The following is a 12,031-nucleotide window of genomic DNA, read 5'->3' as shown; positions in this document are numbered from 1 at the left end:
CCGTCAGGCCCCGCCATCCTCGTCCTCAAGGCGCTTTTTCAGCGTCGTCATTACGCGGTGGGCGGCGCGGATCTCCTCGAGGGTCAGCCCTTCGGCTAGCGCATTCACCCGCGGCTCGTAGGCGTCGATGACGGCGTCATAAGCCTGCCGGCCCTTCCCCGTCAGCACCACGAGATTGGCCCGGCGGTGATGCGGATTGGGCTCGAAGGCGACCAATCCCTCGGCGTTCAGATCGTTCACGATGCGCTGGACGTTCTGGCGATTGGCGCCGAGATCGCGGGCAAGCCAGGCCACAGGCTGCGGGCGCTCCGCAAAGACGATCGCTCCGAGAACCTGCCAGCGCGCGCTGGTCAGCCCGAAGGGGGCGGAGAGCCTGTCACCCCAGGCCAATGTCAGGTTGTTCACCCGGAACATCACAAGGATCAGCTCCGTCAGGGTTTCGCCCGAGGGGGTCGTCTTCGCTGCGCGCATTTGTCAAACTCACTCCATATTGACACCATGGTGTCAAATTATTATATGCTAATTGCTCCAACATGACATCATGCATACAAATTGGAGGAAACACCATATGTCGGAAGCAAGATCCACGGTCGGGCATCGTCCTTCCTCAAACCCTCCGCCGCGGCCGCTGCGGATCGTGCATCCGGCGGCCGGTTTCGTCGCGATGCTCACCATCGCGGTTTTCTGGCTGGCGACCGCCCTTTCGGAGCTGTTCGCACCGCAAGCGATCGTCGCGGCGGTCAAGACCGCCATCCCCTGGGGGTTTCTCCTTCTCATTCCCGCGCTGATGGCGGCGGGCGGATCGGGATTTACCCTGTCGCGAGGACGGCGGGCCGGCCTTGCAGGCGCAAAAGCCCGCCGCATGCCGCTGATCGCCGCCAATGGCATCCTCATCCTCATCCCGGCCGCGCTGTTCCTCGCCGCGAGAGCGAAGACCGGGCAATTCGACGGCGTCTTCTATGCGGTGCAGGCGCTGGAGCTTGCCGCCGGGGCGGCGAACCTTACGCTTCTTGCGCTCAACATGCGCGACGGCCTGCGGATGAGGGGCCGTCTCAGGTCTTGAGCACGGCCTGGAATATCTTCCGCACCGCCTTGGAAATCCGCCGGATTTCCGCCTCCAGCGTGCGCAGGTCCGGGCAATCCCCTGCCCGGCAGACGCGATCGATGAGGCCGGCCGGCGCTTCCTTCGGATCGAAACCGCCATCGACGCACAGACGCACGATCTGCGATATCTCCGTATAGAGCGCCAGCGCCTTCTGCACCGTATCGAGATCGTTCGCGTCCATCATCGCCCCGCCGAGAATGGCCAGCGCGTCGCCGGTGGTCATCACCCTCTCCGGCTGCGCAGCATCACGGGCCGGCGCGACCAGCGCGAGGAACTGGGCGATGAATTCGATATCGATCAGCCCCCCAGCAATCAGCTTCAGGTCCCAGAGATCCTTCGGCGGCTTTTCCTGATCGATGAGGTCGCGCATTTCGGCAACGTCCTTCGCGATCTTCGCCGTATCCCGCTTGCGGCCGAGCACGGTGCGGAAAATGTCCTCCGCCTCCTTCATCAGGCTGCCATCGCCGCAAAGCGCGCGGGCGCGGGTCAGCGCCATGTGCTCCCAGGTCCAGGCCTCCTCGGCCTGGTACTTGGCGAAGGAGGTGATGCGCGTCGCCACCGGCCCCTTGTTGCCGGAGGGACGAAGGCGCATGTCCACCTCGTAGAGCACGCCTTCGGCCATCGGCGCCGAGAGCGCCGCGATCAGCCGCTGGGTGATGCGCGTGAAATACTTGATGTTGTCGAGCGGCTTTGCCCCGTCCGACTCGAAGGCGTCGCCGTCGTGGTCGTAGAGCAGGATGAGGTCGATGTCTGAGCCGGCGGTCAGTTCGAAGCTGCCGAGCTTGCCCATGCCGACCAGCGCCACCCGCCCGCCCGGGAATTTCCCGTGCGCCGCCTCGATCTCGTCGAGCACCGCCTTCAGCGCCGCCGCGACGATGAGGTCGGCGACATGGGTGAAGGCGCGCGCGGCCTGTTTGCCGGTGATCGCGCCGGTGAGGAGCCGGATGCCGATGAGGAAGCGCTGCTCGGCGGCGATGATGCGCAGCCGGTCGAGAATTTCCTCATAGTGCCGCGCGCCGGAAACGAAGCCCTCGATGCGTTCGGCAAGATAGGCGCGGGTCGGCAGTTCCGCAAGAAGGCCCGGATCCAGCATGCCGTCGAAGACATGGGGTTTTGCCGCGATCACCTCGGCCAGCCGCGGGGCGGACGACATGATGTTGACGATGAGGGACAGCAGCGCCGGATTGTTGCCGAGCAGCGAGAAGAGCTGGATGCCCGCCGGCAGGCCGGAAATGAAGCTGTCGAAACGCAAGAGCGCCTCGTCCGCCCGCTTGCTTTCGCCGAAGACGCGCAGCAGTTCCGGCGTCAGTTCCGTCAGCCGCTCGCGCGCCTCCACCGATTGCGTGGCGCGATAGCGGCCGTAATGCCAGGTGCGGATGGTGCGGGAAATATCGGCGGGGCGCTCGAAGCCGAGGCGTTTCAGCGTCTCAAGCGTGTCGGGATCGTCCTTCTGGCCGGTGAAGACGAGATTGCCGGTCTCCGAGGACAGTTTCGCCTCCTGCTCGAACAGCGCCGCATAGCGCCGCTCGACCGTCTTCAGCACCTCGACCAGCCGGGCGGAGAAGCTGGCGGTATCGGCAAAGCCCAGCATGAAGGCGATGCGCTTCAGTTCGGCCTCGGTCTCGGGCAGCAGATGCGTCTGCTCGTCGCGCACCATCTGCACGCGATGCTCGACATCGCGCAGGAACCAGTAGGCGTCCGTCAATTCCTCCGCCGTCGCCTCGTCGATCCAGTTCGCCTTGGCAAGCTCCTTCAGCATCGGCTCCGTGGCGCGCAGGCGCAGGGCCGGCACGCGCCCGCCGGCGATAAGCTGCTGGGTCTGCACGAAGAACTCGATCTCGCGGATGCCGCCGCGGCCGAGCTTGACGTTGTGCCCCTTCACCGCGATCTCGCCATGGCCCTTGTGCGCATGGATCTGCCGCTTGATCGAATGGATGTCGGCAATCGCCGCATAGTCGAGATACTTGCGGAAAACGAAGGGAACGAGGCCCTTGAGGAAGGCTTCGCCGGCCTTGAGGTCGCCGGCGATGGGCTTAGCCTTGATGAAGGCGGCGCGCTCCCAGTTCTGGCCCCGGCTCTCGTAATAGAGCATGGCGGAATCGAAGGAGATGGCGAGCGGCGTCGCGCCGGGGTCGGGCCTGAGGCGCAGGTCCGTGCGGAACACATAGCCGTCCGCCGTGCGCTCCTGCATGATGCGGATCAGCCGGCGCACGAGGCGGGAGAAGGTCTCGACCGCCTCGGAAGGATCGACCGCGGCACCCGCCATCGGATCGAAGAAGACGACGAGGTCGATATCGGAGGAATAGTTGAGTTCCGCCGCGCCGAGCTTGCCCATGCCGAGCACGATGAGGCCGGATTTTTCGCTCGGCCGGGTCGGATCGGGCAGCTTCAGCTTGCCGCTTTCATGGGCGGAGAGCAACAGATGGTCGATGGCGGCGGAGGTCGTCGCCTCGGCAAGCTCGGTCAGCAGCGCCGTCGTCCTGCGCGCATCGAAGATGCGGCCAAGGTCGGCGAGCGCGGTGAAGAAGGCGACCTCGCGCTTGGCGACGCGCAGCCGGGTCATCAGCACGGCCTCGCTCACATCGCCGTCGTCCGGCTCCCAGGCTTTTCGCGCACGCGCGATGGCGGCCTCGATGGTCGGCAGGATCGGCTCGTCCAGCGCGCGGGCAAGCAGGCGGGGATCGACGCGGGCAGTGTCCCGCAGATAGGGCGAGAGCGTCAGGGCCGCGACGACGAAATCCTTGAGCGGCCCGTCCTCGCCAAGCAGCGTCGCGATGGCGGCGTGTTCCTTGCCCCAATCCTTGAGGTCTGACAGGACCGATTTGACTTCCGTCTGGCTCAAGGGCCGGATCGGGGATGCCGAAAGATCGGAAAACCGCGTCGCTGCCGTCACGTTCATGTTGTCTCCTCGCCGTTTCGACGAGGTGTATCAGTCCGCAAGGTTGGGGAAAACCATTCTCACCGTCAGCCCCCGATTGTTTTCCCGCTCGGGATGCGTGGCGTCCAGTTCCAGCCGGCCCTGGTGCATCTCCATGACCGCGCCGACGAGCGACAGGCCGAGGCCCGTGCCCGGCTTCGACCGGCTGTCATCGAGCCGCACGAAGCGCTTGACCACGTCGTCGCGCTTGTCGTCCGGCACGCCGGGGCCACTGTCGGCGACGCTGAGCACCACATCCCCGTCGCGCCGGGCCAGCGACACCCGGATATCCGCCTCGCCGCCGCTGCCCTCGGCATATTTGACGGCATTGTCGATGAGGTTGCCGAGCGCCTGGCCGACAAGCTCACGGTTGCCCTTGATCTCGATACCGTCGGCAATGTCGGCGGTCAGCGTCAGGCCCGCATCCTCGGCGACCGGCTCGTAGAGCTCGGTGCTGTCATGGGCGATGCCGCTGATGTCGATGGCGCTTATCTCGGCCGGGGCCTGCCCCGCCTCGACCCGCGAGATCATCAAAAGCGCGTTGAAGGTGCGGATAAGCTGATCGGATTCGCCGATCATCTCTTCCAGCGCCGTGCGGTGGTCGGCCTTCTCGCCGCCCGCCAGCGCTGCCTCGGCCTTGTTGCGCAGGCGCGTCAGCGGCGTCTTGAGGTCGTGCGCGATATTGTCGGAGACCTGCTTGAGGCCCTCGTTCAGCTTCTCGATGCGGCCCAGCATGGTGTTGAGCGATTCGGACAGGCGGTCGAACTCGTCGCCCGAACCGCTGGTCGGCAGGCGCTGCGAGAGGTCGCCGGCCATGATGCGCTGGCTGGCGTCCGACATGCGGTCCATGCGCCTCAGCGCATTGCGCCCGATGAGATACCAGATGGCGAGCGCTCCGACGCCCATGACGCCGAGCGCCACCATCAAGGCCTGACGCACGAGATAGCGGAAATTCTCCGGCTCGCCGAGATCGCGGCCGACCAGCAGGCGCAGCCCGTTGGACAGCACGTTCACCTGCGCATAGGCCATCGGGCGGCGATTGCCATGCGTTTCTTCCTGATAGCGCTGATAGTGGAACGGCGTCTCCGTCCAGCCCTCGGTATCGAGCACGCCGGGCTGGATCGAGGCGACATTGCCCGCCAGCACCTCGCCGCTCGGGCTTGCGATGATATAGAGATTGGCGCCCGGTTGGCGGGCGCGCCGCTCCAGCGTGCGCACCAGCCCGTTCATGCCGCTATTGTCGAAGATGCGCTCGATCTGCTCGGCCTCCTGCGCCACCGCCTCGCGCATCTGCTCCCGCAGCAGCCCTTCCGACATGGAGGAGACATAGAAGACGAGGAAGGCCGCGCAGGCGGCGAAGAGGAGGAGATAGACCGCCGAGAGACGCACCGCCGTGGTGCGATAAAGGGCGGTCAGCCGACCGAGCAGCCTGTCCATGGATCAGCCCGCCGCCTCGTCCTTCATCATGTATCCGGCGCCGCGCACGGTGCGCAGCAGCGGCTGGTCGAAATCCTTCTCGATCTTCGAGCGCAGCCGCGAGACATGGACGTCGATGACGTTGGTCTGCGGGTCGAAATGATAATCCCAGACATTTTCGAGCAGCATGGTGCGCGTCACCACCTGTCCGGCATTCTTCATGAGATATTCAAGCAGGCGGAATTCGCGCGGTTGCAGCAGGATTTCCCGGCCCGCGCGCCTGACGGTGTGGGAAAGCCGGTCCAACTCGAGGTCGCCGACACGGTAGACCATGTCCTGCTCGGGCGTGCCCTTGCGGCGGCCGAGAACCTCGATGCGCGCCAGAAGCTCGCTGAAGGCATAGGGCTTGGGCAGGTAGTCGTCGCCGCCGGCGCGAAGGCCCGTCACGCGGTCGTCCACCTGGCCGAGCGCGGAGAGAATCAGTGCGGGTGTGTGGATGTTGCGGCGGCGCAGTTCCGAGATCAGCGACAGGCCGTCGCGGCGCGGCAGCATGCGGTCGATGACCAGCACGTCATAGCTGTTTTCGGTGGCGAGGAAGAGGCCGCTTTCACCGTCGCTCGCATGGTCGAGCACGATGCCCGCCTCGCGAAAGGCCTTCGAGAGATAGGCTGCCGCCTCCAGATCGTCTTCCACAATCAATATCTTCATCGTACCGACCTTACAGCATGTTGCGCGGGACTTTACCAGAAGCCCCGACAAGGAAGCGCCGCGAAACCTTTCGATCTCGCGGCGCCGTGGGCAGGGAATTACGGAGCCGGTCAGCCCTGATCGATCGGCAAGGCCAGGAAGCGGCTGCCGTCCTTGGTCTCGACCTGGAACAGCGCCTTGGAGCGGCCGTCCTTGCGGGCGCCCTCGATGACCTTCAGCACCTCGTCGGCAGACTTCACAGCCTGGTTGTTGACGGAGGTGATGCGGTCGCCTTCCTTCAGGCCCCGGTCGCTGGCGTCGGAGTCCGGGTCGACGGCGGAAACCGTCAGGCCGTCATCGCCGGGCGTGACCGAGATGCCGAGATCGGCAAGCGCCTGCTCGCTGGTCTCCTCATCGGAGGTCGCCTTGTCGCCCTTGGCCGAAGCGTCGATCTTCTCACCGGCAAGCGTGCCGATCTCGACCGAGACGTTCTGCGACTTGCCGTCGCGCCAGATCGCAACATCGACCTTCTTGCCGGGTGCTATATCGGCGACGCGGCGGGCGAGATCGCGCGGATCCTTGATCGGCTCGCCTTCGAGCGCCGTGATGACGTCGCCCTTCTTGATGCCGGCCTTGGCGCCGGGCGAGTCGGTCTGCGGTTCCACGACGAGGGCACCGGCGGCGTCCGCAAGGCCGAGCGAGTCGGCGATGTCACGGGTCACCGGCTGGATCTGCACGCCGAGCCAGCCACGATCGACCTTGCCGTCCTTCATCAGGTCGGCGACGACGCCCTTGGCGACGGAAGCGGGGATCGCGAAGGCGATGCCGACATTGCCGCCCGACGGCGAGAAGATCGCGGTGTTGATGCCGACGACCTGACCGTTGAGGTTGAAGGTCGGGCCACCCGAGTTGCCGCGGTTCACGGCGGCGTCCACCTGCAGGTAGTCGTCATAGGGGCCGGAGCCGATGTCACGGCCGCGGGCCGAGATGATGCCGGCCGTCACCGTGCCGCCGAGGCCGAACGGGTTGCCGACAGCGACGACCCAGTCGCCGACGCGGATCTGGCTGTCATCGGCGAAGCTGACATAGGTGAACTTGCGCTGGTCCTTCTCGGCAACCTTCAGGACCGCGAGGTCCGTGCGGCTGTCCTTGCCGACGAGCGTGGCGTTGAGTTCGGTGCCGTCGTTCATGACGACCGTGAAGGCCGAGCCGTCGTTGACGACGTGGTTGTTGGTGACGATGTAGCCGTCCTCGGAGATGAAGAAGCCGGAACCCTGCGCGGTCGGGCGCAGATGCGGCTTGCGGCCGCGGCGGTCGCTGAAGCGACGCTCCTGGTCACGGTCGCCATGGGCTTCGTCCTGGCCGCCGAAATCGCGGAAGAAGCGCTTCAGCGGGTGATCGTCGGGAAGGTCGTCGAAGCCATTGCCGCCGAAGAGGCCGCCATCGTCGCTGACCGGCTTGACGTCGGACTGAACGCGAACGGAGACGACGGCCGGGGAAACGGCCTGCACCACGTCGGCAAAGCTGGTGACCTGCGGAGCGTTGACGGAAACGGCTTCCGCGAAGCTTTCGCTGATGCGGGCGGGAATGCCGGTCGCGAGCATGACGGCAGCAAGCCCGGCGACGGTGGAGGCCTTCAGCGCAGTCTTGACGCCCGGACGCAATGCGGAAATCTTGGACATTCTTTCTACCTTCTCTTCGCTCTCGTGACTGCGCTCGGCAGCCGATGACAAAGAGATATGCCGCCTCACATTACAGCACACTGTCTGCGGCATGAATTTTTGGTAATGTTGGGATTAGGCAGTAGGCAGTAGGCAGTAGGCAGTAGGCAGTAGGGAAATATCCCATTCGCCCCTATTGGCTATTGGCTATTGGCTAATTCCTTTTCCCCGTCAGCCTCTCCAGCTCCGCCTTCTCCGCCTCCGACAGCGGCGTGCCCGTCGGCTTGCCGCCGCGCTTGCGCACGAAGAGGATCATGGCCGTCGCGCCCGCAAGGAACAGCACGACGGGCGCGCCCCACAGAAGCAGCGTCTCGCCGCGCAGGCGCGGGTTGAGCAGCACGAATTCGCCGTAGCGCGAAACGACGTAATCAATGACCGCCTCGTCGCTGTCGCCGTTCTTCAACCGCTCGCGCACGAGCAGACGCAGGTCGCGGGCAAGCTCGGCGTTCGAATCGTCGATCGACTGATTCTGGCACACCATGCAGCGAAGCTGGGAGGAAAGAGTGCGCGCGCGCGCCTCCAGCGCCGGATCGGACAGCACTTCGTCCGGATTGACCGCGAAGGCCGGGAGGGCGGTGAGCAGGAAGCCGGCGGCAAGTAGCAGGCGGCGCATCATTCGGCCGCCTCCAGCACGGGCTTGACCTTGCGGGCCTTCTGCGGCGCGCCGACACGCAGGCGCCGGTCGCAGAGCGATACCGCCCCGCCCGCCATCATGATCAGCGCGCCGATCCAGATGCACAGGATCATCGGCTTCCACCAAACGCGCACGACGATGCCGCCGTCCGCCATGGCGTCGCCGAGCGAAACGTAGAGCTGGCTGAGGCCGAAGGTGCGGATGCCCGCTTCCGTCGTCGGCATGCGCCGCGCCATATAGAGGCGCTTGGACGACCAGACCTCGGTGACGGCCACGCCGCCACGCGCCACCGTGAAGTGGCCGGACTCTTCCGTGTAGTTCGGTCCCTGCCCGCGCCGCATGCCGTCGAAGGTCAGCGTGAAACCGCCGGCCTCGACCTGCATGCCGGGCTTCATCTCCACCACATGCTCCGTCTGGAAGGCCGTCACGCCGATGATGCCGATGACGGTCACGCCGATGCCGATATGGGCGAGCGCCGTGCCGAAGGCGGAACCCGGCAGGCCAATGAAACGGCGGAAGGCGACATTGGCCGCCACCTTGCCGATGCCGGCGCGCAGCCACAGGTCGGTCAGCGCCCCCGCGATCAGGTAGAAGCCGATGGCAAGGCCGAAATAGGCGAGCACCGGCCCGCCGCTCTTCGCATAGACGATGACCGCCGCGATCAGGAGACCGATGCCGGCCGCCGCGAAAAGACGCTGGCCGGCGGCCAGGATGTCCCCGCGCTTCCAGGCGAGCAGCGGCCCGAACGGCACCGCCAGCAGCAGCGGCAGCATCAGGAGGCCGAAGGTGAGGTTGAAGAAGGGCGGCCCTACGGAAATCTTCTCGCCGGTCAGCGCCTCCAGCACGAGCGGATAGAGCGTGCCGGTCAGCACCGTCGCCGCCGCCGTCGTCAGGATCAGGTTGTTGAGAACGAGCGCGCCTTCCCGCGAGATCGGCGCGAAAAGCCCGCCGGCCTTCAGCGTTGCCGCCCGGAAGGCGAAGAGCGACAGCGCCCCGCCGATGAAGATGACGAGGATGGCAAGGATGAAGACGCCGCGCGTCGGGTCCGTCGCAAACGCATGCACCGAGGTCAGCACGCCCGAGCGCACGAGGAAGGTGCCGAGCAGCGACATGGAGAAGGTCAGGATCGCCAGCAGCACGGTCCAGATCTTCAGCGCTTCACGCTTTTCCATGACGAGCGCCGAATGCAGGAGCGCCGTACCGGCAAGCCAGGGAATGAAGGAGGCGTTTTCCACCGGGTCCCAGAACCACCAGCCGCCCCAGCCGAGTTCGTAATAGGCCCAGTAGGAGCCCATGGCGATGCCGGCGGTCAGGAAGCTCCAGGCCGCGAGCGCCCAGGGCCGCACCCAGCGCGCCCAGGCCGCATCGATCCGCCCCTCGATCAGCGCCGCGATGGCAAACGAGAAGCAGACGGAAAAGCCGACATAGCCGAGATAGAGCAGCGGCGGATGGATGGCGAGGCCGATATCCTGCAGCACCGGGTTGAGGTCCTTGCCCTCGGCCGGCGCCGGCGAGAGCCGCAGGAACGGGTTCGAGGTCAGAAGGATGAAGAGCGCGAAGGCAACCGAGATAAGCCCCTGAACCGCCAGAACATTGGCGCGCAGCCGCTCCGGCAGGTTCGCGCCGAAGGTCGCCACCAGTGCGCTGAAGAAGACGAGGATGAGGAGCCAGAGCAGCATCGAGCCCTCATGGTTCCCCCACACGCCCGAGATCTTGTAGATCATCGGCTTCAGCGAATGCGAGTTCTCCCAGACATTGGCGACCGAGAAATCGGAGACGACATAGGCGAAGGTCAACACCACGAAGGAGAAGAGCACCAGCATGAAACCGGCAAGGGCCGCGGCGGGTGCCACGGCCATCAGCGAGCGGTCGCCCCGGATCGTGCCGATCAGCGGCAGCACGGACTGGATGAGGACCGTCGCGAGCGCCAGAACGAGGGCGTAGTGTCCAAGCTCGATGATCATTTGATCGTTTCCTTGCCGGAAAGTTCGACGCCCTGCGCCTTCAGCCGGTCCGCCACGTCCTTGGGCATATAGGTCTCGTCATGCTTGGCGAGCACCGTATCGGCCACGAAAAGCCCGTCCGTGCCGAAGGCGCCCTCGGCCACCACACCCTGCCCCTCGCGGAAAAGGTCCGGCAGGATGCCGGTATAGGTCACCGGCACATTGGCGATCGTGTCCGTCACCGTGAACGTCACGGTCGAGCCTTCGCCGCGCTTCACCGTGCCGCTTTCCACGAGGCCGCCAAGGCGGATGCGGGTGCCCGGCGCGACATTCGCCTTGGCAAGGTCTCCCGGCACGTAGAAATAGGCGATAGACTGGCTGAAGGCGAACATGACCAGCAGCACCGCCGCCACGAGAAAACCGATGCCGCCGCCTATAACCGCCAGACGTTTCTGTTTGCGTGTCATTGTCCGCTGCCCTCAGCCGAAATCGATAGGTCCCGGGCGAGCTGCAGAAGCTGTTTGCCGTTCTCGCCGTCCGCCGGGAAGGTCTTGAGCGCCGTCTGTAGCGCGGCCTCGGCCTTCGGCCTTTGATCCAGCACAACATAGGAGCGGATGATGCGCATCCACCCTTCGAAATTGTCGGGATTGTCCTGAAGCTTCGCGGCAAGGCTCTCCACCATGCCGGCGATCATCTGCTGGCGGTCGCCTGCGCTCATGTCCTCTGCCGCCGCCATGTCGCCCGCGCTCGGATTGCCGAGATGGCCGCCCTCCCCGCCGAGCCCGGCGATATGCCGGTTGACGAGTGGCAGCCAGGGCGCGTCGGCCGGGGCCTGCTTCGCCAGCGTCTCGAAGGCCGCCAGCGCCTCAGGCTTCCTGCCGTCCTGCTCCAGCGCCAGCGCCAGATAGTATCCGGCGCGCGGATTGTCCGCCTTCAGCGCCAGCGATTGCTCCAGCGCCTTGCGCGCCTCCGCCGTGACGATGCCGTTCGCCAGCGCGATCAGCGTTTCGGCCTGACCGTCGAGCCTGTCCGGGTTCGGGCCGAGGACGCGGATCGCCTGGGCGAAGGCGTTCGCCGCGTCCTCCATCCGGCCGCTGCGATAGTAGATCGGCGCCAGCAGGTCCCAGCCCGCCCCGTCGTCCGGGTTGCGCGCCAGATGGTTTTCCGCCCGCGCGATGAGGATGGAGATGTCGTTGCCGGGATTGGCGAGGCGCTCGGCGAGCGGCTGGGCCGGAAGCTCCGGCCGGCCGGTCACGAGATAGAGACAGAGGCCGATGGCCGGCAGCAGCACGATCACGAAGGCCTGCGCCAGCCGGTTGCGGCGCTGCGTCGGGCTTGCGCCGCCGCGCGCCTCGGCCTTGCTGGCGGCGATCAGCCGGCGCGCGACTTCCGCGCGGGCCAGTTCCGCCTCGCCCGCGCCGATGAGGCCCGTCGCCTCGTCGCGCTTCAGCTCCTCGAGCTGGTCGTGATAGACCTCGACATCATGGCTGGCATCGCTCTGCGTGCCCGCCACGGGGCCGCGCAGCAGGGGGAGAAGCAGGACGGCCGCGACGGCTGCCGTCAGGATGGCGACGAGAATCCAGAAAAGCATGACCGTTCAAATACTGG

10 protein-coding genes are annotated in these 12,031 nt (G+C 65.9%); 1 reads left to right on the top strand and 9 read right to left on the bottom strand.

Features of this window, described 5'->3' with window-relative positions; genetic code table 11:
• Positions 1 to 3 precede the first annotated feature (3 nt).
• Positions 4 to 471 carry a MarR family winged helix-turn-helix transcriptional regulator gene (locus tag K8M09_RS04720; RefSeq protein ID WP_160785642.1) on the bottom strand — a complete coding sequence of 156 codons (468 nt, stop codon included), beginning with the start codon at positions 469 to 471 and terminating at the stop codon, positions 4 to 6.
• 193 nt (positions 472 to 664) lie between these two features.
• Here K8M09_RS04720 and K8M09_RS04715 point away from each other — a divergent pair, with 193 nt between their 5' ends.
• Positions 665 to 1,063, top strand: a complete 399-nt coding sequence (locus K8M09_RS04715) for a hypothetical protein (protein WP_206366663.1) — start codon at positions 665 to 667, stop codon at positions 1,061 to 1,063.
• Here the strand turns inward: K8M09_RS04715 and K8M09_RS04710 are convergent.
• From K8M09_RS04710 to ccmI, 8 genes are all read right to left on the bottom strand, one after another.
• Positions 1,053 to 4,004, bottom strand: coding sequence for a bifunctional [glutamine synthetase] adenylyltransferase/[glutamine synthetase]-adenylyl-L-tyrosine phosphorylase (locus K8M09_RS04710; protein ID WP_160785640.1), 2,952 nt, complete (start codon positions 4,002 to 4,004; stop codon positions 1,053 to 1,055). The genes K8M09_RS04715 and K8M09_RS04710 overlap by 11 nt on opposite strands.
• Positions 4,005 to 4,034: 30 nt before the next feature.
• Positions 4,035 to 5,459 (bottom strand): sensor histidine kinase, encoded by a 1,425-nt coding sequence (locus K8M09_RS04705; RefSeq protein WP_160785639.1) that lies wholly within the window; start codon positions 5,457 to 5,459, stop codon positions 4,035 to 4,037.
• 3 nt (positions 5,460 to 5,462) lie between these two features.
• On the bottom strand, positions 5,463 to 6,146 hold the full coding sequence (locus K8M09_RS04700) for a response regulator transcription factor (protein ID WP_160785638.1): 684 nt from the start codon (positions 6,144 to 6,146) through the stop codon (positions 5,463 to 5,465).
• A 110-nt stretch (positions 6,147 to 6,256) separates the two neighbouring features.
• Positions 6,257 to 7,807: a Do family serine endopeptidase gene (locus K8M09_RS04695; RefSeq protein ID WP_160785637.1), complete on the bottom strand. Its 1,551-nt coding sequence runs from the start codon at positions 7,805 to 7,807 to the stop codon at positions 6,257 to 6,259.
• A 193-nt stretch (positions 7,808 to 8,000) separates the two neighbouring features.
• Positions 8,001 to 8,462, bottom strand: a complete 462-nt coding sequence (locus K8M09_RS04690; protein ID WP_160785636.1) for a cytochrome c-type biogenesis protein — start codon at positions 8,460 to 8,462, stop codon at positions 8,001 to 8,003.
• On the bottom strand, positions 8,459 to 10,444 hold the full coding sequence (locus K8M09_RS04685; protein ID WP_160785635.1) for a heme lyase CcmF/NrfE family subunit: 1,986 nt from the start codon (positions 10,442 to 10,444) through the stop codon (positions 8,459 to 8,461). The genes K8M09_RS04690 and K8M09_RS04685 overlap by 4 nt, the downstream gene beginning before the upstream one ends.
• The gene (gene ccmE, locus K8M09_RS04680; RefSeq protein WP_160785634.1) at positions 10,441 to 10,890 is read right to left on the bottom strand and encodes a cytochrome c maturation protein CcmE; all 450 of its coding nucleotides are present in this window, start codon (positions 10,888 to 10,890) and stop codon (positions 10,441 to 10,443) included. Before ccmE ends, K8M09_RS04685 begins: the two co-directional genes overlap by 4 nt.
• A complete protein-coding gene (gene ccmI, locus K8M09_RS04675; protein WP_160785633.1) occupies positions 10,887 to 12,014 on the bottom strand; it encodes a c-type cytochrome biogenesis protein CcmI in 1,128 nt (375 codons plus the stop codon). The genes ccmE and ccmI overlap by 4 nt, the downstream gene beginning before the upstream one ends.
• Positions 12,015 to 12,031 lie beyond the last annotated feature (17 nt).

Origin of the sequence: Shinella zoogloeoides, assembly GCF_020883495.1 — a bacterium.
GTDB classification, from domain to species: domain Bacteria; phylum Pseudomonadota; class Alphaproteobacteria; order Rhizobiales; family Rhizobiaceae; genus Shinella; species Shinella zoogloeoides.
Note: the sequence above shows the minus strand (reverse complement) of the source record. Positions and strands in the feature narration are given on the sequence as shown.